20 protein-coding genes are annotated in these 21,321 nt (G+C 69.1%); 8 read left to right on the top strand and 12 right to left on the bottom strand.

What is annotated here, in order from left to right; translation table 11 throughout:
• Positions 1–98 precede the first annotated feature (98 nt).
• Complete coding sequence (locus tag AB8M46_RS08395) at positions 99–1,253, top strand: MFS transporter (protein ID WP_394359990.1); 1,155 nt, start codon at positions 99–101, stop codon at positions 1,251–1,253.
• Here the strand turns inward: AB8M46_RS08395 and AB8M46_RS08390 are convergent.
• The 4 genes from AB8M46_RS08390 to AB8M46_RS08375 form a co-directional block, all read right to left on the bottom strand.
• A complete protein-coding gene (locus AB8M46_RS08390) occupies positions 1,198–2,160 on the bottom strand; it encodes an N-acetylmuramoyl-L-alanine amidase (protein WP_152610845.1) in 963 nt (320 codons plus the stop codon). The two genes, AB8M46_RS08395 and AB8M46_RS08390, sit on opposite strands and share 56 nt — an antisense overlap.
• Before the next feature lie 88 nt (positions 2,161–2,248).
• Entirely contained in the window at positions 2,249–3,124 is an 876-nt protein-coding gene (locus AB8M46_RS08385) for an A/G-specific adenine glycosylase (protein WP_037335292.1), read from the bottom strand.
• Positions 3,125–3,142: 18 nt separating this feature from the next.
• On the bottom strand, positions 3,143–3,634 hold the full coding sequence (locus AB8M46_RS08380; protein WP_037335294.1) for a carbonic anhydrase: 492 nt from the start codon (positions 3,632–3,634) through the stop codon (positions 3,143–3,145).
• Positions 3,635–3,685: 51 nt separating this feature from the next.
• Complete coding sequence (locus AB8M46_RS08375) at positions 3,686–4,786, bottom strand: LacI family DNA-binding transcriptional regulator (protein WP_037336281.1); 1,101 nt, start codon at positions 4,784–4,786, stop codon at positions 3,686–3,688.
• A 200-nt stretch (positions 4,787–4,986) separates the two neighbouring features.
• On the opposite strand from AB8M46_RS08375, the gene AB8M46_RS08370 reads away from it, so the two are divergent.
• From AB8M46_RS08370 to AB8M46_RS08360, 3 genes are all read left to right on the top strand, one after another.
• A complete protein-coding gene (locus tag AB8M46_RS08370; protein WP_073845555.1) occupies positions 4,987–5,916 on the top strand; it encodes a metal ABC transporter solute-binding protein, Zn/Mn family in 930 nt (309 codons plus the stop codon).
• Positions 5,916–6,749 (top strand): metal ABC transporter ATP-binding protein, encoded by an 834-nt coding sequence (locus tag AB8M46_RS08365; RefSeq protein ID WP_360125195.1) that lies wholly within the window; start codon positions 5,916–5,918, stop codon positions 6,747–6,749. The genes AB8M46_RS08370 and AB8M46_RS08365 overlap by 1 nt, the downstream gene beginning before the upstream one ends.
• Positions 6,750–6,923: 174 nt before the next feature.
• Complete coding sequence (locus tag AB8M46_RS08360) at positions 6,924–7,805, top strand: metal ABC transporter permease (RefSeq protein ID WP_378424960.1); 882 nt, start codon at positions 6,924–6,926, stop codon at positions 7,803–7,805.
• Here the strand turns inward: AB8M46_RS08360 and AB8M46_RS08355 are convergent.
• From AB8M46_RS08355 to AB8M46_RS08340, 4 genes are all read right to left on the bottom strand, one after another.
• Positions 7,802–9,115: a hypothetical protein gene (locus tag AB8M46_RS08355; protein ID WP_037335304.1), complete on the bottom strand. Its 1,314-nt coding sequence runs from the start codon at positions 9,113–9,115 to the stop codon at positions 7,802–7,804. The two genes, AB8M46_RS08360 and AB8M46_RS08355, sit on opposite strands and share 4 nt — an antisense overlap.
• A 134-nt stretch (positions 9,116–9,249) precedes the next feature.
• Positions 9,250–10,473 carry a DUF445 domain-containing protein gene (locus AB8M46_RS08350; protein WP_394359989.1) on the bottom strand — a complete coding sequence of 408 codons (1,224 nt, stop codon included), beginning with the start codon at positions 10,471–10,473 and terminating at the stop codon, positions 9,250–9,252.
• Positions 10,474–10,523: 50 nt separating this feature from the next.
• The gene (locus AB8M46_RS08345) at positions 10,524–11,750 is read right to left on the bottom strand and encodes a DUF445 domain-containing protein (RefSeq protein ID WP_394359988.1); all 1,227 of its coding nucleotides are present in this window, start codon (positions 11,748–11,750) and stop codon (positions 10,524–10,526) included.
• Between the two features lie 50 nt (positions 11,751–11,800).
• Positions 11,801–13,030 (bottom strand): DUF445 domain-containing protein, encoded by a 1,230-nt coding sequence (locus AB8M46_RS08340; RefSeq protein ID WP_037335314.1) that lies wholly within the window; start codon positions 13,028–13,030, stop codon positions 11,801–11,803.
• A gap of 123 nt (positions 13,031–13,153) precedes the next feature.
• On the opposite strand from AB8M46_RS08340, the gene AB8M46_RS08335 reads away from it, so the two are divergent.
• The gene (locus AB8M46_RS08335; RefSeq protein WP_125733235.1) at positions 13,154–14,113 is read left to right on the top strand and encodes a hypothetical protein; all 960 of its coding nucleotides are present in this window, start codon (positions 13,154–13,156) and stop codon (positions 14,111–14,113) included.
• A 4-nt stretch (positions 14,114–14,117) separates the two neighbouring features.
• Here AB8M46_RS08335 and AB8M46_RS08330 read toward each other — a convergent pair whose 3' ends face one another.
• From AB8M46_RS08330 to AB8M46_RS08315, 4 genes are all read right to left on the bottom strand, one after another.
• A complete protein-coding gene (locus AB8M46_RS08330; protein WP_394359987.1) occupies positions 14,118–15,557 on the bottom strand; it encodes an FGGY-family carbohydrate kinase in 1,440 nt (479 codons plus the stop codon).
• Positions 15,554–16,888 (bottom strand): MFS transporter, encoded by a 1,335-nt coding sequence (locus AB8M46_RS08325; RefSeq protein WP_394359986.1) that lies wholly within the window; start codon positions 16,886–16,888, stop codon positions 15,554–15,556. Before AB8M46_RS08325 ends, AB8M46_RS08330 begins: the two co-directional genes overlap by 4 nt.
• 106 nt (positions 16,889–16,994) lie before the next feature.
• The gene (locus AB8M46_RS08320) at positions 16,995–17,789 is read right to left on the bottom strand and encodes a DeoR/GlpR family DNA-binding transcription regulator (RefSeq protein ID WP_037335321.1); all 795 of its coding nucleotides are present in this window, start codon (positions 17,787–17,789) and stop codon (positions 16,995–16,997) included.
• Positions 17,786–18,412 carry a histidine phosphatase family protein gene (locus AB8M46_RS08315; RefSeq protein ID WP_394359985.1) on the bottom strand — a complete coding sequence of 209 codons (627 nt, stop codon included), beginning with the start codon at positions 18,410–18,412 and terminating at the stop codon, positions 17,786–17,788. Before AB8M46_RS08315 ends, AB8M46_RS08320 begins: the two co-directional genes overlap by 4 nt.
• Before the next feature lie 77 nt (positions 18,413–18,489).
• Here AB8M46_RS08315 and AB8M46_RS08310 point away from each other — a divergent pair, with 77 nt between their 5' ends.
• From AB8M46_RS08310 to AB8M46_RS08300, 3 genes are read left to right on the top strand one after another with little or no spacing between them, the layout of a single operon-like run.
• Positions 18,490–19,176 (top strand): HAD family phosphatase, encoded by a 687-nt coding sequence (locus AB8M46_RS08310; RefSeq protein ID WP_037335327.1) that lies wholly within the window; start codon positions 18,490–18,492, stop codon positions 19,174–19,176.
• A complete protein-coding gene (locus tag AB8M46_RS08305; protein WP_350595550.1) occupies positions 19,173–20,858 on the top strand; it encodes a dihydroxyacetone kinase family protein in 1,686 nt (561 codons plus the stop codon). Before AB8M46_RS08310 ends, AB8M46_RS08305 begins: the two co-directional genes overlap by 4 nt.
• Positions 20,859–21,314: a ribose-5-phosphate isomerase gene (locus AB8M46_RS08300; protein WP_037335333.1), complete on the top strand. Its 456-nt coding sequence runs from the start codon at positions 20,859–20,861 to the stop codon at positions 21,312–21,314. It begins immediately after the preceding gene.
• Positions 21,315–21,321: the final 7 nt, after the last annotated feature.

The raw sequence follows: 21,321 nt of genomic DNA, 5'->3' as shown, positions 1-21,321 counted from the left end.
TGCCAGCCGGTCATGCCGCCGGGTTATCCCGGCCGATAACCGCGAGGCATACCCGCCAGGGACTATCCGCGTCCCCCGGCAGAAGAGATCGTCGAGGCATGCTGCCCCTCCCGGCGCTGCTCGCGCTGACGACCACGGTGTTCCTCGGTTGCCTCACCGAAGTGCTCCCCGCCGGTCTGCTGCTGGGCATGTCCGAGGACCTGGGCGTCTCGCCGTCGGCCACCGGGCAGCTGGTGACGGTCTACGCGATCACGACCGCGCTCACCGCCATCCCGCTCACGGGCGCGACCCTCCGGGTGCCGCGCAAACGCTTGCTCCTGGCGCTGATCTTCGGCTTCCTGGCGACGAATCTGGTGATCGCCGTGTCCTCGTCGTATCCGCTGATCCTGGCGACACGGGTGGTTTCCGGTGCGCTGACCGGGGTGATGTGGTCGCTCGTCGCGGGTTACGCGATGCGGCTCGCCCCGGCGGGACTCACCGGACGCGCGCTGGCCGTCGCGATGTCCGGCACGCCGATCGGCTTCGCGCTGGGCGTGCCCGCGGGTACCGCGCTGGGTGAATTCGCCGACTGGCGCTGGGCGTTCGCCGCGATGGCGCTGATCTCCGTGCCGCTGCTGGCCTGGGTTTCCGCCGTGGTCCCCGCCGTGCCCCCGGAAGCGTCGCGGCCCACCCGGCCGCTGGCGGCGTCACGGCTGCCGGGGATGCGTCCCGTGCTGGCGACGGTGGCGCTGTTCTCGTTGGGGCACAACGTGGCCTACACCTACATCGGGCCGGTGCTCGCCGGGCTCGACGCGGCACCGATGCCGGGCGCGGCGCTGCTGGTGTTCGGCTGCGCCACGGTGGGTGGCCTGGTCGCGGTCGGCTCCGCGCTCGACAGCCGTCCGCGCGCGGTGCTCGTGTCCTGCGCCGCCGTGACCGCGGCCGCCATCCTCCTGCTGGGGATCAGCGACGGCGTCCACGGACTGGTGCTGGCCGCCGCGGGCCTGTGGGGCCTGGGATTCGGCGGCGCGCCGACCGCGTTCCAGGCCGTCACCGCCTTGCTCGCGGGACCCACGGCCGACGCCGCCCAGTCGCTCACGATCGCGGCCTGGAACGGCGCCGTCGCCGGGGGAGCCCTCGTCGGCGGGCTGCTGCTGCCGCTGGGAACGTCGTCGCTCCCGTGGTGCGCGGCCGTGTTGATCCTCGTGCCCCTGCTGTTCAGCCGGCGAGTCGTGCTTTCAGTGCCCTTAGATCGGTGCCGGAGCCGACGATGAGCGGCCAGACGTCGGAGCCGAGGAACCCGGTCTCGTCGGTCGCCGCCGTCGCACCGCAGGCATCGCGTTCCAGCCCGTTGCGAGCCGCCACCGCGGCGACCGCGTCCTTTGTGGACTGTCCGAACAAGCCGTCGACCGGGACGGCGAAACCGCGTGCCCGCAGGAGTTCCTGCGCCGTCCGCACACGAGGCCCGGAGTCGCCGGGTTTGAGCAGCGGCCACTCCGGCAGGTCCACCTTGGGTGACGCGGTGCCCAGCAGCTTGCCGACCTCGGTGCGCAGCTCGGGAAGCCGGTTGTACAGCACCGTTCCCGGGCATTCGGTCGAGTTGAAATCCCGGTGTCCCTTGATGAACTCCGGCGAGATCCCGTATTGCGACGCGATGTACGCGACCAGCTTCACCAGCGAGTCCCAGAGCGCGGGCGTGACGTCCTCTTTGCTGTAGAGGCCCTCGTTCTCGATGCCGATGCAGGTGCTGTTGTTGTTGCCCACGTTCGCGCCCAGCACGTGCCGGGTCCCACCGCGCAGGATCTCCAGGCTGCGGTGCCGCCCTTCGGTGATGTGCCCGCCGCGGCTGTTCGTGAACTGCTGGCCGGTGTCGATCCAGCCACGGGTGTCCATGTGGAAGTTCTGGATCGAACGCGACGCCCAGAAGGCGTGTTCGAGCGTGTAGTCGGTGACGTTCCCCGGATCGACCGTGTGGTGCACGACGATGTACGTCGGTTTGTGGTTCTGCACCTCGATCGCCCCGGCCGGCGGGCGGGCGTTCCAGGCCGTCGTGTCGTGGATCTTGGGTTCCGCCACCCCGGAAGCCGCTTCGGCGGCGGAAGTCGTCGCTGTCCCCAGTAGCCCGACGGCGCTTACCGTCAGGCCGCCCTTGAGCGCGGTACGTCGGTCGAAGTCGGCCACGGGCGTAACTCCCATCATGCGCGTTGGCCGGAAAACTAACCCGCCATCGCGCCGATGACAACCATTGACCAACTTTTGTCGTAATGCGTTAGTGTTCGCCAGGGAGCGCGAACAGACCGTCCCGGGTCTGTTCGAGGAGGCCGTCGACGAGCAGGGAGTCGAGGCAACGGTCACGCTGCCCGGATTCGTCCCACACGAGATCGAGCCGCGCCTTCTCGACCGGTCCTTCGCTGCCGCGCAGGACGTCGAGCAGCAAACCGCGCACCTGACGGTCGGTGCCGGCGAACTTCTGGACCTGCTTCGCGGGCCCGGCGTAAGCGGGTTTGCCCGCGCGCTGCCACGCGCAGTCTTCGTAGATCGGGCAGTCCGCGCAGCGCGGCGAGCGCGCGGTGCAGACGAGCGCGCCGAGTTCCATCAGTGCCGCGGAGAGCTTCGCGGCGGGCGCGTCCTCCGGCGGGAGCAGCGCCTCGACGTCGGCCATGTCGCGGGTGTTCGACGGCGGCCCGGCGTCACCCGCGCCGTGCACCGCCCTGGCGACGACGCGCCGGACGTTCGTGTCCACCACCGGCGCCCGCTTGCCGTAGGCGAAGGCCGCGACCGCGCGGGCGGTGTACGCGCCGATCCCCGGCAACGCGAGCAGAGTGTCCACATCGGACGGAACGACGTCGCCGTGTTCGGCGGCGATGACGGCCGCCGCGGCGTGCAGCCGCAGCGCGCGCCGCGGGTAGCCGAGTTTGCCCCAGGCACGCACGACCTCGCCCTGCGACGACGCCGCCAGCGCCGACGGCACCGGCCAGCGCGCCATCCATTCGAGCCAGATCGGCTGGACGCGCGCGACCGGGGTCTGCTGCAACATGATCTCGCTGACGAGCACGCCCCAAGCGGAGCATTCCGGCTCACGCCAGGGCAAATCGCGCCCCACTTCGTCGAACCATTCGGTCAGCACATCCGCGTCGACGCCCACTGTGTCAGCTTAAAACCCTTACTCGACCTCGGTCAGGCGGCCCAGCTTCACGTCGTAGACGAACCCGCGCACGTTGTCCGTATGTGCCAGGAAGTCGCTGCGCCGGACCCGCTGCACCGACCGGCGCACGCTGTCCTCCACCACCCGGAACGCCTCGACCGACCACGTCGGACGCAGGCCGCTGGCGGCTTCGAGTTCGTCCTTGAAGTCGTCCTCGGTGACCATGGACAGGCCGCAGTCGGTGTGCTGCACGATCAGCACCTCACGCGTGCCGAGCTTCCGCTGGCTGAGCGCGAGCGAGCGGATCATGTCGTCGGTGACGACGCCGCCCGCGTTGCGCAGGATGTGTGCTTCACCCTGGATCAGGCCGAAGATCTCGAACACCCGGATACGGGCGTCCATGCAGGTCAGGATCGTCACGTGGAGCGATGGCCTCGGAGACGAGCGGTCACCAGGAGTGACATCACCCAGCTCCTGGTTTCGCTTGAGCAGTACGTCGATTGAGGTCACGTGTTCATTGGAACCGACGCGCGGGGCGACGGCAACGCGTGCGGGCGCGGATCACGGCCCGAACCAGCGTTCTTCGGCCGTTCGCGGCGGCGCGGACGTGCGCCCGACCCGGAGTTCCGTCGGCAGCGTGATCACCTTCGGCCCGACCCGGTCGGCGGAGCTGAGCAGCAGCTTGCCCGCCGCCTTCCCCTTTTCGAGTACCGGCTGGTGGACCGTGGTGAGCCCGGAACGCTCGGCCTCGGTGATGCCGTCGAAGCCGGTGACCGTCAGATCCTGTGGCACCCGCAGCCCACGGCGCTCCGCCTCGGCCAGCGCGCCGAGGGCGAGGATGTCCGAGGTGCAGATCACGGCCGTGACCTGCGGATACGCGTCCAGAAGCTGGCGTGCGGCCGACGCGCCGTCGTCCACGGTGTGGTCGAAGCGCTCGACCACCGGAACGGTCGCCCAGTCGACCCCGGCCGCCGAGAACGCGGCGGCCAGCGCCTCCAGCCGGATCCGCTGGACGTGGAAGTGGGCGGCGCTCTGCCGCTGGATGGAGACGAAGTCGTCGTTGCGCTCGCGGGCCAGCCGCATGCACAGCACGCCGATCTGCCGGTGTCCGAGCGAGATGAGGTGCTCGGCCATGGCGGTGACCGCGGCCGCGTCGTCCGGGCCGACCCGGTCGACGCCGTCCACGCGCGGCTGGTCGACGATCACCGTCGGCACCGGACGCTCCAGCACGGCGCCCAGATGCGGGTCGTCGTCGGGCACCGAGTAGACGACGAAGCCGTCGACGCCGGCGCGGTGCACGGCCGCGACGTCCTCGCGGCCCGGGCTCGCCGGGACGAGGTGCAGGCCGACGCCCGCGTCCTCGCAGGCCAGCGCGAGCCCTTCGAGCACGCCGACGGCGGCGGGGTCGCGGAAGGCGTAGGAGAGGTTTTCGGTGAGCAAAAGACCCACAGCGCCGGCTTTGCGCGTCCGCAGTGAACGGGCCACCGGGTCCGGGCCCGGGTAGCCGAGGCGGCGCGCGGTCTCGAGGACGCGGCGGCGCAGCTCAGGGGACAGCTGGTCGGGTCGGTTGTAGGCGTTGGAGACGGTGGTCCTCGACACACCGAGCTCTGCGGCCAACGACGCCAGTGTCGCCTGCCTCCTGGTGCGGATAGGACGGCCCATCCGCAAACCGTAACGGTTCAGAACGTTTTGCAGAAGCATCACCCGACGTGTGGCAGGTCTCGATTCAGAGTGACCCTGGGTACAGCTCGCGCCTGGACGGGGGGCACCGTCATCCGGATGGGGTACAGTTGAATCTGACAACGGTTTCCATTACCCGGCATCGGTGACACCTGGCCTGGGCATCCGCAGGAGTGCAGTAAATGAATTCCCGCCGTACTAAGAGTGTTTTCGCGGCCGTGTCGGCCCTGGCCGTCCTCGCGCTCGGCGCGACGGCTTGCGCGTCGAGCGACAAGGCGTCGACGGGCTCCGGTTCGCCGAACGCGTCCGCCGCGAACCCGGGTGGCGAGAAGATCAAGGTCGTCGCCTCGACCGACGTCTGGGGCAGCGTCGTGACCGCCGTCGGCGGCGACAAGGTCGAGGTCACCTCGATCATCCACGACCCCTCGGCCGACCCGCACTCCTACGAGACCACCGCGAGCGACGCCATCGCCGCGAAGAACGCGAAGCTGACGCTGTCCAACGGCGGCGGCTACGACGAGTTCTTCTCGAAGCTCGCCGACCAGGCCACCGGCGCGCAGAAGCTGGTCGCCGTCGACATCGCCGCGACCGGCAACGAGAACGAGCACGTCTGGTACAGCCTCCCCGGCGTCGAGAAGATCGCCGACCAGGTCGCCGCGAAGCTCGGCGAGATCCAGCCCGCCTCGAAGGACGCCTTCACCGCCAACGCGACCGCGTTCAAGGGCAAGACCCAGGAGCTGCTGAAGAAGGTCTCGGGCCTGGGCGCCTCGAACGCCAAGGTGGTCGCGACCGAGCCCGTCGCGCACTACCTGCTCGACAGCGCGAAGGTCACCGACGCGACTCCGCCCGCCTTCGCCGAGGCCGTGGAAGCGGAGCAGGACGTGCCCGCCGCCGCGCTCAACGAGGTCAAGCAGCTGATCTCCGGCAAGCAGGTCAAGGCCCTGATCAACAACGCGCAGACCACCACCCCGGTCACCCAGCAGGTCGTCGGCGACGCCAAGAACGCCGGTATCGCGGTCGTCGACGTCACCGAAACGCTCCCGCAGGGTGTGACCGACTACATTGCATGGATGACCAAGGAAGTGGACGCGCTGGCCGGAGCACTGAAGTAGTGACCTCCGTACCCGCCGAAGCCCGCCCCGCGGTCCGTGTCCGCGGGGCGAGCCTCGCCTTCGGCGCCAGGACCCTCTGGTCCGGGCTCGACCTCGACGTCGAACCCGGCGAGTTCCTCGCGATCCTCGGGCCCAACGGCTCCGGGAAGAGCAGCCTGCTCAAGGTGCTGCTCGGCCAGCAGGGGCTGCCCGAGGGCACCGTCGAGATCGCGGGGCGGCGCCCCGGCGGGACCAACCGGCGGATCGGCTACATCCCGCAGCAGCGCGCCCTCGACGAGGGCCTGACGATGCGCGGGGTGGACCTGGTCGGCCTCGGCCTGGACGGGCACCGGTGGGGCACCGGGCTCTTCGGGATTTCGAAGCGGCGTCAGCTGGTGGCGAAGGCGATCGAGTCCGTCGGCGCCCAGGCGTACGCGAAGCAGCCGGTCGGGCGGCTTTCCGGCGGCGAGCAGCAGCGGCTCCGCGTCGCGCAATCGCTGGTCGGCGACCCCGAAGTCCTGCTGTGCGACGAGCCGCTGCTCTCCCTCGACCTCGCGCACCAGCGCGCGGTCAGCGAGCTGATCGACGAGCGGCGGCGTTCGGCGGACACCGCCGTCCTGTTCGTCACCCACGAGATCAACCCGATCCTGTCCTATGTGGACCGGGTGCTCTATCTGGTGAACGGCCAGTTCCGGGTCGGCAAACCGGACGAGGTGATGAACTCGGAGACGCTGTCCGAGCTGTACGGGACGCGGATCGAGGTGCTCAAGGTCGGCGGGCAGATCCACGTCGCCGGGGCGCAGAGCGCGTTGTGCGAGGACGAACCCCACCACATCGACGAACAGGTTTCGTAGCGGAAGTGGTAGACGAAGTGAGGTCATTCGTGCGGCCTGGACCACACGCAGAACCCGTCCTGGCCGGAGGCCCCGCGATCGGGGCGGCAGGGCGTCTTGGTGAATCAACGCGCTCGATGACGCGAACTCGCGCCCTGGCGACGCGATCGCGGTCGCGGGTTCTCGGATAACGCCGTGGACAAGATGTTCGACTTCGCCCTGACCGGCGAACTCCTCGGCCTCGATTTCGTGCAGACGGCTTTGCTCGCGGCCGCCGTCCTCGGCCTGGTGGCCGGCGTGCTCGGCCCGCTGGTGGTCATGCGGCGGATGTCGTTCGCCGTGCACGGCACCGCCGAACTGGCCTTCACCGGCGCCGCGGGCGCGCTGCTGCTGGGCGTCGGCGTCGAACTCGGCGGCCTCGCGGGCGCGGTCATCGCCGCCCTGCTGATCGGGATCCTCGGCGGTCGCGAGTCCGAACGCGACTCCGTGATCGGCGTGATCCTCGCCTTCGGCCTCGGCATGGGTGTCCTGCTGCTGTCGTTCTACGAAGGCCGCAGCGCCAACAAGTTCGGCATCCTCGTCGGGCAGATCATCACCATCGACTCGACCAACCTGAACCTGCTCGTCGGCGCGTCGGTCTTCGTACTGGTGGTGCTCGCGGTGATCTACCGGCCGCTGCTGTTCGCCACGGTCGACCCGGCGGTCGCGACGGCACGCGGCGTGCCGGTGCGGCTGCTGTCGCTGATCTTCGCGGTGCTGGTCGGCATCTCGAGCGCGCTCGGCGTGCAGATCGTCGGCGCGCTGCTGGTCGTCTCGCTGATGGTGACCCCGGCCGCGGCGGCCGCGCGGGTCACGGCGAGCCCGTGGAAGGCGACCGTGCTGTCGATCGTGTTCGCGGAGATCGCCGCGCTCGGCGGGATCATCCTCTCGCTCGCGCCGGGGAAGCCGGTGAGCGCGTTCGTCACGACGATCTCGTTCGTGATCTACCTGGTCTGTCGTCTCATCGCGTGGCTGCGCGGGCGTACGTCGCGGGTCCGCGTCGAGCCGACGGCGACCGCGCGGCCGGCCCTGCGCTAGCGGATCGGGTTCTCGGCGAGCGCCTTCTTCAGCGGTTCGAGGAAATTCGGGTCGATGAAGGCGAGCTGACCGCCGGCCACACTGCGCTCCACGGCCTCGACGACCACGACGTTCGCGTTCACGAAAGCGTCGACGGCCTCGGCCTGCGACGTCTTCTGCGTGAAGTGCGCCAGCATCGTCAGGTTCGTGAACGCGCCAGAGAGATACCGCGAAGACGCCTTCGTGAACGAGTCGCCGTAGATCAGGATCTTGTCGTCCACGGTCCCGATCAACGGGCTCGCCGTGCGGTAGACGGGCCGGTCGATGTCGCCGTTCGGCTCGCCCGCGCGCTCGACGACGCCGTCCGGGCGGAGGCTGTACAGCGTGTTCGTCTTCGTGCCCTGCTTGCTGATCAGCGGCGGCAGATCGGCGACGGTGTCGTACTGGCCGACGGGAACGCTGACCCAGGTCTGCGTGACCCCCGGTTTGATGGCGTTCGCGATGGCGCGCGTCATCACCAGGGCGCCCTCGTCGGCCCAGTGGGTGTCGTTCGGCGGGTAGATCGGATGCTGCACGCGGCCCTCGGACGCGCGGAGTTCCGGCCGCAGGTCGATCGCGCGGGCGTCCTTGAGCATCCGGTGCCAGGTGGACGCCTCGGCCGACCGCGAGCAGTCCTTGCCCGGGTACGTGTCCGGCAGGAACTGCGGGACCATCGTCGACTTGTCCGGCGCGACGACGAGCTCGAACCGCCTCCCGGACTGCTCGACCGCGCGCCGCAGCTCGTTGATCTTGGCGATGGTCTCGGGCAGCGGACGGGACGGATCGCATTTCGCGTCGGCGTCGTAGCCGTAGTACAGCCAGCCGTCGCGGCCCTGCACGACACGGCGGTAGCCGGACGCGGCGTTCGGCGTCGGCCCCTGGGTGGGCGCGGTCTTGGACGGCGACGGTGCCGGCGGCGCGGGGATCGGGCCCGCCTGCTGCTGCGGTGGCGGCTGGTCGAGCGGGGCGCCCTCGCCGAAGACGCCGCGGCTGATCGCGTCGGCGGCGGCGATCGCGCCCGGCCGGAACGACAGCTGGTCGATCGCCCAGGTCGGCATGTCGGTGAAGAAACCCCAGCCACGGTCCAGCCCGGGGAAGCTGGCGAGCTTGTGGTTCTCGATCTCGCCCGGCCGCACGCCGAACACCCACAGGAGCGTGGGGGTGGTGAAGAACAGAAGCGCGCTGATCAGCGCGGTCAGCTGCCTGCCACCGTGGCGGGGACGGTGCAACGCGTGCTCGCGCGGAAGCCACGCCTCGTGGACGGCTGGCAGCTGCTGGGGTTCGGACGCCACCCCTCCACCGTAATCACCCCGTGTCTCGCGCACGTGAGAACGCCTCACTTCCGCGCCCCGGATCGCGTTTAGCCCGCGAAACGCGATCCGGCTGGACGGAGACCCGGGATCGCGATTAGCCCGCGAAACGCAGGTCAGTGGAGCATCAGCAGGACCTGCAGCTCACCGACCAGGAAGCCGATGAGCCCACCCACCGCGATCAGCTTCCACTCGTCCTGGCGGAACGCGGGCCTCAGCAACCCCTCGAACTCCAGCGGCGTCAGCCCCAGCATCCGCCGTTCGACGATCTTCGCGACGTCCATCGCCTCGGTCAGGTAGCCCTCGGCGTACCGGATCGTCGGCGGCAGCCGCTCCAGCGCCTTCCGCGCGGCCGCCTGCTTGATCTCCTGCAGCCGCTGCCCGCCGACGGCCATCACGACCATCGGTTTCGCGACACTCGCCTGCTCGTCGACGGCCTGCGCCACCAGCCGCTCGACCAGCGCGTACAGCCGATCCGACCGCGGCCCGCGCAGGACGGCGTCGAGCAGGTTCGGCACGGTGAGGATCTCGTTCGCGATCATCTCGCCGTACTGATGCGCGACCTCGGCCCGCCGCCGCTGGAACTTGCCCTGCAGGATCACCCGCCCGACCCGGACCGGCTCACGCGGCACGAAGATCAGCTTGATCGCCAGCCAGTCGGTGAACAGCCCGATGCAGCCACCGAAGATCGGCAGCACCCACGGTTCCTTCGTCAGCGCCCAGACGAACGCCTGCACGATGCCGAGCCCGAAGCCGAAGTAGATCCCGGTGCGCGCGATGAACGCCATCTCCGGCCGCGACGTCTCGCGGATCAGCCGGACGAGCAGCTTCTTGTCCCTGGTGAGCCGCTGCACGGTCATGTGCTGGAAGTCGAGCACCTCGTCGAGGTTCTCGGTCATCTCTTCCATGAACTCGCGCACCAGCCGCGGCGTCGACGCCTGGACCTGCTTGATCAGCAGCTCCTGCGCCATCGTCGGCATGACCTCCCAGAGCCTGGGATGGTGCTTTTCGAGCACTTCGCGGGCGACCTCGTCCACGGCCCGCAGCAGCGGCTGCTCGATCTCGCGCGTGATGATCGCCGGATCGATCCGGCGGAAGACCTCCTTGACGTCCAGCAGATTCGACGTCAGCAGCTCGGTCGCGACGGCGGCCATCCGCCCGCCGTGTTTGGGCACCACGCCCTGCCAGCCGAGGAAGGGTTTGATCCCGACGAACTCGAGCGGTTTGAACATCATCTCGATGGCGACGCGTTTGGTGACGTAGCCGATCAGCGCGGCGACGAACGGGATCGCGGCGTACAGCCACCAGTGCCGGGCGAGGTCGTCCAGGACGGCGTCCACACGACCTCCTCGCTTCGCTCAGGGAAGGGGGAAACCGTATCGGTTGGCCTTCAGTGAAGCAGTAGAAGCACCTGAAGTTCACCGACAAGGCCGCCGATCACCGCGCCGACGGCGATCAGTTTCCACTCGTCCTGCCGGAACGCCGGGCGCAGCAGCTGCTCGAATTCGAGCGGGTTCAGCCGCCGCATTCTGTCCACAATGGTGTTCCGGACGTCGAGCGCGTTGACCGCGTAGCTTTCGGCGTGGCGGATCGTCTCCGGGATCCGCGTCGCGGCCTTCGCGGCCGCCGTCTGCTTCATCTCCTGGAACCGCCTGCTCCCGACGGCCATCGCGACGAACGGCTTCACGACACTCGCCTGCGCGTCGATGGTCCGCTGCACCTCGCGGGTGATCATCGAGAACAGCTTGTCCGATTTCGGCCCGCTCAGCACGGCTTCGAGCAGGTTCGGGATGGTGATGATCTCGCGCGCGATCATGTCGCCGTAGTCGGCGGAGACCTGGTCCTTGCGCTTCTGGAACACGCCTTGCCAGGTGTAGAAGCCGAAGAACCGTTTCGGCTCGCGCGGTAGGAAGATCATCTTCAGCGCGATCCAGTCGGTGAACCAGCCGATGCCGATACCGAACAGCGGCAGCACGATCGGCGACTTCGTCAGCGCCCACACCAGCAGCTGCACACAGCCGAGGGAGAACCCGAACACGATCCCCGACCGCGCGATGAACCGCATCTCCGGCCGCGAGATGTCGCGGATCAGGCGGTTCAGCAAGGCCTTGTCGCGCACCAGGTTCGTCACGACCATGTGCTTGAGGTCGAGGACGTCCTCGATGTTCTCCGAGATCTCGCCCATGATCTTCGTGATCGCACGCGGCGCCTCCGCCTGCACGCGTTTGAGCAGCAGTTGCTGGGCGGTGTTCGGCAGTACTTCCCAGAGTCTGGGCTGGTACTGCTCCATCACCTCGCGGGTGACGTCCTCGACGATCCGCAGGAGCGGTTGCTCGATCTCCTTCGCCACCTGGGCCGGGTCGAGTCTGGCGAAGATCTCCTTCGGGTCGACGAGGTTGTTCGTCAGCATCTCGGTGGCGGTGGCCGCCATCCGCTCCGCGTTCGCCGGCAGTACCCCTTGCCAGCCGAGGAACGGTTTGACGCCGACGAATTCCACCGGTTTGAACATCATCTCGATGGCGACGCGTTTGGTGACGTAGCCGATCAGCGCGGCGATGAACGGCATGCTGACGTACACCGGCCAGTGCTCGCCGAGATCGGCGATGACGGCGTCCACTTCCGAGCCCCTCCCGCGTCTTGCTTGAAGGGCAACCTAGCCGCCGGTCCTCAATGGAGGAGTAACAGGACCTGAAGTTCACCCACGAGCCCGCCGATCACCGCGCCGACCGCGATCAGCTTCCATTCGTCCTGCTGGAAGGCGGGACGGAGGATCCCCTCGAACTCGAGCGGGGTCAGCTGCTGCATCTTCGTGACGATGGTGTTGCGGACGTCGAGCGCGTCAGTGGCGTAGCTCTCCACGTGTTTCACCGTTTCGGGGAGATAGGCGATCGCCTTTTCCGCCGCGGCCTTCTTCATCTCCTGGTACTGGACCCCGCCGACAGTCAGCGCCACCAACGGTTTCGCGATGCTCGCCTGCGCGTCGATGGTCCGCTGCACCTCGCGGGTGATCATCGCGAACAGTTTGTCCGATTTGGGCCCGGTGAGCACGGCCTCCATCACGTTCCGCACGGTGAGGACCTCGTCGGCGATCAGCGCGCCGTAGTCCTTGGCCACCGCCTGGCGGCGTTTCTGGAACATGCCCTGCCAGCTGAAGAACAGGAACCGGCGGGGCTCGCGCGGGTAGAAGATCATCTTCAGCGCCAGCCAGTCGGTGACGAACCCGGTGACGAAACCGAAGATCGGCATGATCAGCGGCTGTTTCGTCAGCGCCCACGCGACGAACTGGATCAGGCCGATGACGAAGCCGAACCAGATGCCGGACCGGGCGATGAAGCGGAGCTCCGGGGTCGCGACCTCCTTGATCAGGCGGCAGGTCAGCGATTTGTCACGGACCATCGAGTTGATCAGCATCTCGTTGACGTCGAGGACCTCATCGATATTCGTCGACACCTCACGCATCAGCCGCGCGACGACCTTCGGCGCCTGCGCGCGGACCTGATCGACCAGCATGCGCTGCGCCCGGGTCGGCAGCAGTTCCCACAGTCTGGGCTGATACTGCTCCATCACCTCGCGGGTGACGTCCTCGACGGCCTTGAGAAGCGGCTCTTCGAGTTCCTTGACCATTTCCTCGGGATCGAGCCGGGAGAAGATCTCCTGCGGATCGACGAGGTTCTTGGTCAGCAGGTCGACGGCGGTGGTCGCCATCCGGCGCGAGTTGGCCGGGATGACCCCCTGCCAGCCGAGGAACGGTTTGATCCCGACGAACTCCAGCGGCCGGAACATCATCTCGATGGCGACGCGTTTCGTGATGTACCCGATGAGCGCGGCGATGAAGGGCATCGTGGCGTAGACGTGCCAGTGCTCGCGGATGTCTTCGAGGATCGCCGAGATGTCCAACCGGGCCTCCGCTGCTTACGACCTGTCAACAATGCAGGATGCCATGTGATCGGTCCGCCGCACGCCGAGTGCAGCCGTTTGGCGGTACTGCCCGACGGGTGCCAGCTCATTAAGGTGGCCGCCATGGTCGCTCCTGAGAAGACGGCGCCTCAGGCGCCCTCAGCGAAATCGTCCCCGTTCGCGGGCTCTGTCCGCGGTTACGACAAGCGTCAGGTCGACGAGCGCCTCGCCGAACTGGCGACCGAACTCAAGCAGACGTCACGCAGCCGCGACGAGGCCGTGGCGACCGCCGGTGAACTCACCAAGGCGCTCGGCCACGCCCAGAAGGAACTGGACGAGACCAAGGCCGCCCTCGTGCGGATGAGTTCGAGCCCGTCCGGCGCAGGCGCGATGGCCGAACGCGTCCGCATGATGATGCAGCTCGCCGAGGAGGAGATCGCCGACCTCAAGGCCGCCGCGGAAGCCGACGCCAAGTCGACCCGGGCCGAAGCGGACAAGTACGCCCACGAGACGCAGCGCGCGATCGAGAAGGCGGCCAAGGACGCGCAGGCCGAGCGGGAAAAGCTGCTCGCCGACGCCAAGGCGGAGATCGAGCGGCTGAACTCCGAGGCGGCGCAGAAGCGCAAGGAACTGGACATGGAGAGCGTCCGGGCCCGCGCCGCCGCGGACAAGAAGGCCGAGGAGGCTTCGGCGGCTCGCCGCGCGGAGGCCGAGAAGGCGTCCGCGGACAAGATCGCGGAAGCCGATCGGGTGTCGGCGGCCAAACGCGCCGAGGCCGAGCGGATCTCCGCGGAGAAGATCGCCAAGTCGGAGAAGTCTTCGGCGGAGGACATCGCCGCGAAGCAGGAGCAGGTCGCGGAGGCTCTCACCGACGCGAAGACTCAGCAGGCCGAAGCCCAGCAGGCCCGGAAGCTCGCGCTGGAACTCCGGTCGAAGGTCGCCGATCGGCTCTCCGCCACGGACGTCGCCGTCCAGGAGGCCATCCGGCTGCTGGCTCCGGCCCCCGATGCCGCCGAGGCACCCAAACCGGAGGCCGCGCCGAAGCCCGCTCCCACCAAATCCAACGGCCCACGCCCTTCCTGATCTTTTAACGCCGGACGACGGCGAACAACTCGTCGTCGATCCAGCCCCTGGTGTGCAGCTCGGCGCAGAATCGCTGGTACGACTCGGCGAGCGCGGCACTTTCGCGCTCGTCGGGCTCCACCAGTGTCCCCCCGCCGAGCCCCTCGGATGCCTCGGTGAGCCCGCCCGGCAGGACTCCCGCCGCGGCGAGCAGTGCGGCGCCGTAACCCGATTCCGCCTGGGGTGACACCCGCAGGCCGAGACCGCTGACGGTCGCCCTGATCCGTGTCCACAAAGGACTTCTGCTGCCGCCGCCCGCCGCCAGCAGCGGATCGGTGACCGTGACACCGAGGCGGCGCAGGTGGTCCAACGCCAGCCGTTCGAGGAAGGCGACGCCCTCCAGCCTGGCCCGGTGCAGCTCCACCTCGTCGGCCTCGCCCGACACGAAGCCCTCCGCGTCCGGGCTGGCGAACGGGAAGCGTTCGCCCTTGCGCCGCAACGGATACGCGACCACCTTCGCCGGACCCAGTTCGGCCGCGGCCGCGTCGAGTTCGGAAAGGCGATCCTGCCCGGCGACGGCCTCGCCGCCGGTGTTCGACGCGCCACCGGGCAGCCACCAGCCGTCCGGATGACGGTGGCTGTACATCGCCCCCGTCGGATCCGGCACCAGGTCTTCGGTGACTCCCTTGAGCACGTACGTCGTGCCGAGGATCCCGACGAAGCTCCCGGGAGCGACCGCGCCGGCCGCGAGCTGGCCCGCGCAACCGTCGGTCATCCCGGCCACGACCGGACAGCCGGCCGGGAGCCCGGCGACCGGACGGGCCACCTCGCCCAGCACGGTGGCCGGCGCGACCACCGAGGGGAGCAGGCTCGCCGGCACCCCCAATGCCTCGAAGACCTCGGCGGGCCATTCGAGGGCGAGCGGGTCATAACCGCTCTTCAAGGCATGCGACCAGTCGGCCGCCACCGGCCCGCCGGTGAGCTCCGCGGCGATCAGATCGGGGGTGTGGCGGATCCCGGCGACGTCGGGGACGTGCCCGGCCAGCCAGGCGATCCGGCCGAGCGCGGCCGTGGCGGACACGCCGAAACCGAGCCGCCGCCAGCGATCCGCGCCGAGCGCGGTGGCCTCGCGGTTGAGCTCCGCACCCCGCCTGTCGTCGTACATCAGCGCGGGGGTGACCGGCGCACCCGACGCGTCTACCCCGACGATCGTCCCCGACGTCGCGGCGATGGCCACCGCGGCGACCTCGCCGCCCCTGCCCGGCAGCTCGCCGGTGACCTTCGCCAGCACCGTCTTCACCGCCGGCCACCAGGACCGGGCGTCCTGCTCGCTGTGTCCGCGGCCGTCGCGGACCGGCGCGGGCAGCGGCCCGGCGGCCGAAGCGAGGACGGTGCCGCCGCGCACCGCGAGGGCTCGCACCCCCGCGGTGGCGACGTCGATGCCGATCGTGACGGGCTGGTTCACGTGGTGACGACCTTCTCTCCGACTTCTTGCAGACTCTTGTCCTCTTCGATCGCCTTCGCCGTCTCATCGGGCAGCTTCAGGTAGCGCACCATGACCGCCGCGACCAGATACAGCGCGGCGAAGACGATCACCACGCCGGCCGCGCCCAGCGGGCCGAGGAACACGCTGACGATCGCCGGCCCGACGAACGCCGCCGCGCCCGCGCCCAGGTTCAGCAGGGCCATCGCGCCGCCCTTGTTCTCCGGGGCGAGCGAGGGGAGCAGCGCCGAGATCGGCACGAACCCGGCGAGCGTGGCGCCGTACAGCGCGCCGACGAGCAGCGCGAGCCAGTAGTACTCGGCGCCCATGGCGATCGGGACGAAGTAGAGCAACAGGATCGAGACGGCGCAGCCGATCGCGCCGAACCAGAAGATCGTGGTGCGCCAGCCGATCCGGTCGCTCAGCACGCCGAAGATCAGGTTGAAGAAGATGTTCGTGCCGTAGATGACCGAGACCAGGAGGAGCCAGCGGCTCTCCCCGAACCCGATCCCCTCGATGAAGATCGTCGGGAAGAACACCAGCATCCCGAATTCGGGCGCGGTGTTGATGACGCGGACGAGCATCCCGACGCCGACGCGTGGCTTCTTCCACGCGATCGACACGCTGGAAACCAGGCTCTGCACCGGTTTCACGTCCGGCGGCGCGAGCCGGGTGTACCCGGTCCGTTGCCGGACACCGAAGATCGCGAGCAATCCGCCGAGCGCGAGCAGCGCCACCGACACCCACAGCGTTCCGTACTGGCCCAGCACCGGGTTCGTGAAGCTCGCGACCAACGCGCCCAGCGTCGGAAGCCCGCCGGTGAAGGCGAAGTAGAACCAGCCCACCGCCGCGCCGAGCCTGGCGACCGGCGCCACCGCGGTGATCCAGACCAGGAAACCGAACGCGAACATCGGATAGCCGAACCCGCGCAGACCGTAGAACACCAGCATCAACGGGTAGTTCTCACCCGACACCGCGACCGCGAGGAACAGCACGTCGAACACCAGCCAGATGGCCAGGCCGATCATCATCACGCGACGCGGGCCCCACAGATCCGACAGCGCGCCCGACAACCACGACGCCAGCATCACGGCGACGCCGTACACGGTGATCACGTACGAAGCCTTGATCTCGGTGCCCGCGCCGTTGTCCGCCATGAACGGCGCGATGAAGCCCGACTCGACCCCGTCGCCGATCATGAACAGCAGCAGCCCGGCGTAGCCGAGGAACAGCGGGGCGGGCAGGCCCCAACGGTTCAGTACGCGGGCGAACCCGCTCCCGGATCGCGATAACGGCGGTGTTACCTGGTTCATGCACGCCTCCATGACGTCGTGTTCAGCGTATCATGGATCGTGTTAACTTAACTTTCAAGATGTTACATCGGTGGATTTTCGTGTTAGCCTCACCCGGGCGCGCGCCTCAGAGCTCCGCGAGGTCCACTTCCACCTGGCTCCGCATCTCCTCGACCAGGTGCTCTTCCACTCCGTCGTCGACGATCAGCACGTCGAAGTCGCTCAACGGCGCCAGCCGGTGCAGCGCCGCGCGTTCGGTCTTGCTGTGGTCCATCAGCAGCACCTTCGTCCGGGCGCTGGCCAGCATCGCGCGCTTCAGCATCACGATCTCCGGTTCCTGGTGGAACGTCATCCGCGTGTTCATCGCCGACGTCGAAACGAAGGTCGCGTCGACGTTGATCCGCTCGATCGCCTCGAGGCTCTGCATGCCGAGGAACGAGTCGTGGGTCGCGGAGTAGTCGCCGCCGATACAGATGAGCCGCAGGTCGGGGACGCCTTTGAGCAGTTCGATGGCGCCGAGGTAGTTCGTCGCGACGGTCAGCGGGGTGACGCGGTGCAGCATCTTCGCCAGCGCGAGCGCGCTCGTCGAGTCGTCGAGCAGGATCGACATCCCCGGCTCGACGCGCGCGAGCGCGTGCGCGGCGATGGCCATCTTCTCTTCCGAATGCACGTTCATCCGGTAGTCGGCGTTGCTTTCGAACACCGTCGACGGCATGGCCGACACGCCACCCCGGTACTTCCGGAGCAGGCCGCGCCGCGCCAGTTCGTCGACGTCGCGGTGCACCGTCATGGTGCTGACGCCGGTGAGTTCCACCAGGTCGGCGATACTCGCGGAGCCGGCTGTGAAGACGTGTTCGGTGATCAGCTGCTGACGCGTGTTACGAGAGTGCGCGCTCGCACCGGCCGTCTTCTCATCGCTCATGTCGTCCAGTATCGCGTGCGCGCAGGCTGATTGAGGCGCAGCAGGCCGGTGCGCGTGCCGTCGATCTCTATCTCCGTGACGGCCGCGTTGTCCAGCCGCGGGAACACGGTGCGGTAGTTCTCGAGCGGGATGCCGAGCAGTGCGCACAACGTCAGCCTGATCAAGGTGTTGTGCGCGACGACCAGCACGGTCTCGCCCGGCACCTCGGCGGCGATCCCGCGCAAGGCGACGGCGCCGCGGGCGGCCGCGTCCGCGGGCGGCTCCGAACCGGGGAACGCGCCGCTCACGGGATCGGCGAGAAACCTCGCCACCGCAGCGGGATCCGTCTCCGCCAGCTCGGCCCTGGTGCGCCCCTCCATCAGTCCGAAGTGGACTTCGTGCAGCTCCTCGACCACCCGTAAAGGCAGGCTCAACGCCTTGGCGGACGGCTCCGCGGTGCGCCGTGCCCGGCTCTGCGGCGAGCAGAACACGGCGGACGGCTTGGCCGCGGCGGCCAACCCGGCGAGCTCGTCCGCCTGCCGTAGCCCTTCCTCGGTCAGTGCGACGTCACTGCTGCCCGCGTACCGGTTCTCGGCATGCCATTCCGTCTGGCCGTGCCGCGCCAATAACAACCGTGCGACCACGCGATCCCTCCTCAAAGCTTGCCTAGATCACAATATCGATGTTAACTTAACAGCATCGATGTGAAAGGAGATGCCGGATGGCACTCGCCGCGGTGGTGTTCGACCTGGACGGTGTCCTCGTCGACAGTGAACACCTTTGGGAGGAGAACTGGGTGGCGTACGCCGCCCGGCACCGCACCGAATGGACCGCCGAGGACACCGCGTCCGTGCAGGGGATGAGCGCGCCCGAGTGGGCCGCGTATCTCGCGAAGCGGTCCGGCACCCCGGAAAGCGCGGCCGAGGTCGAGCGTGCCGTCGTGGACGGCATGATCGCCGCGATCGAGGCGGGCGAGGCGCCCCTCCTGCCGGGCGCCGGGGAGATGGTCCGCGAGGTGAGCGCGAAGGTGCCGGTCGCGCTGGCGTCGTCGGCCGCCCGCCGGGTGATCGACGCGGTGCTCTCCAAGCACGGGCTCACCGGCGAGTTCGCCGCGACCGTCTCCAGCGCCGAGGTCGCCAGGGGCAAACCGAGCCCGGACGTCTATCTCGAAGCCGCGGCCAGGCTCGGCCGGTCCGGTGAGGAATGCCTTGGCGTCGAAGACTCCAGCAACGGCATCCGTGCCGCCGCCGCGGCCGGGCTCACCGTGATCGCGTTGCCGAATCCGGTGTACCCGCCGAAGCCGGACGCGCTGGAGCTGGCAGCCGAGGTCGCGGAGAACAACGACGACGTCCGTCGCAAGCTGCTCGCGTACCTGTCCGGTGAATTCGCGGAAGCGAGCGGGCGATGACGGTCCTGGGCGCCGCGGAGACGTTCAAACGCGATTGGCTGGACGGGTTCGTCACGGCCTACGGGCGTTCGGTGCGCAAGGTTCCCGGCGCCTATGGCGTGCTGCGCCGGGAAGAAACCGAACCCAAGGTCGCGGTGGTGATCGGCGGCGGCTGCGGGCACTATCCCGCGTTCGCCGGGCTGGTCGGTCCCGGTCTGGCCGACGGAGCCGTGGTGGGGGACGTGTTCACCAGCCCGAGCGCCGAACAGGTCTATCGCACCGCGCGGGCCGCGGAGAGCGGAGCCGGCGTGCTCTTCGGCTACGGCAACTACCAGGGCGACGTGCTGCATTTCGGACTGGCGGCGCGCAGGCTGGCCGCCGAGGGCATCGAGAGCCGGACGATCCTGGTCACCGACGACATCGCCAGTGGTCCCGCCGACGCGCCGGAAAGGCGTCGCGGTGTCGCGGGCGACTTCCTGGTCTTCAAGATCGCGGGCGCCGCCGCCGAACGCGGTGACGATCTGGCCGCCGTGCACGCGGTGGCGGAGAAGGCGAACGCGAACACCCGGACGTTCGGCGTGGCGTTCGGCGGGTGCACGCTGCCCGGGGCGTCCGCTCCGCTGTTCACCGTCGGCGAGAGCGAGATGGAGCTGGGCCTCGGCATCCACGGCGAGCCCGGTGTCCGCACGGTCGGCAGGCTGAGCGCACGGGAGCTGGCCGACGAATTGGTCGACGGTCTCCTCCCGGAGTTGCCCACCGGCGACGGACGCGTGGTGGTCCTGCTGAACGGGCTGGGCCGCACCAAATACGAGGAGATGTTCGCGACCTACACCCGGGTGCACGAGCGGCTCGCCGCGGCGGGGCTCAGCCCGTCGCACACCGAGGTCGGCGAGTTCGTCACTTCGCTCGACATGGCGGGTGTCTCGCTGTCGATCCTGGTGCTCGACGACGAACTCGCCGAGCTCTACGCGGCCCCCTGCGACACGCCCGGCTACCGGAGCACCGGTGCCGCGCTGGCGCAGGTCCCGCTGGAGTCCACAGTGGACGCTCTGCTGGCGGAGGCCGAGCCGGGCCAGGGCATCGTGGATCGCGCGTTGACCGCGGCCCTGCGCGACATCGAGGCCAACGAAGCCGAGCTCGGCCGGTTGGACGCGGTAGCGGCCGACGGCGATCACGGGCTGGGGATGACCAGGGGTATGCGGGCTGCGGTGTCCGCCGCTCGGCGCGATGGAGACTCGCTGTCCACCGCGCTCCTGGCCGCCGGGACGGCGTTCGCCGACGCGGCGGGCGGTGCGTCCGGCGCGCTGTACGGCGTCCTGCTCGCCGAGACCGGCGCGGGACTGCGTGGCCTGGCGGCCGAAGAAGTCACCACGGAAACACTCGCGAGCGCGGTGGACGGCGCGGTGAAGGCGTTCGTCGAACTGGGCAAGGCCGAGCCCGGCGAGAAGACCATGCTCGACGCCATCGAGCCGTTCCGACTGGCGTTGCGCGAACAGGCCGAGGCGGGCGCCGACGTCCCGCAGGCCTGGCAGAAGGCGGCCCAGATCGCGGTGAGCGCTGCGGAGGCTACGGCGGACCTGCTGCCCGTCAAAGGCCGGGCGGCGCGGTTGGCGCGGCGGAGCGAAGGGCACCCCGATCCCGGGGCCACTTCGTTCGCGCTGCTCGTCACCGCGGTCGGCCAGGCTCTCGGAAAGGAAGACTGAATGCGGATCGTGGTGGCGGCGGACAACGCCGGGGTGGCACTCAAGGACCAGCTGCGTGACCTGCTCCTCGCCGACGACCGGGTGGACGAGGTCACCGACCTCGGCGTGGCCGACGGGTCCGACGACAAGGCGTACCCACTGCTCGGCCTGGCGGCGGCGGAGACGATCGCACGGGGCGAGGCGGATCGCGGAGTCCTGGTCTGCGGGACCGGGATCGGCATGGCGATCTCGGCGAACAAGGTCCCCGGTGTCCGGGCCACGGTCGCGCACGACTCGTACTCCGCCGAGCGTTCGGTCAAATCGAACGACTGCCAGGTGATCACCTTCGGCGCCCGGGCGATCGGTCCGGAGCTGGCGAAGAAGATCGTCGCCGAATGGGTCGGCCATCGTTTCGACCCGGCCTCGGCCAGCGCGAGCAAGGTCGCGCACATCACCGAATACGAGCAAGCTCACTGAACGCGGC

Source organism: Amycolatopsis sp. SB7-3 (assembly GCF_041021335.1).
In the GTDB taxonomy this organism is placed as follows: Bacteria; Actinomycetota; Actinomycetes; order Mycobacteriales; family Pseudonocardiaceae; genus Amycolatopsis; species Amycolatopsis japonica.
The sequence above is the reverse complement of the archived record's forward strand: the minus strand, read 5'-3'. Positions and strand labels throughout refer to the sequence as shown.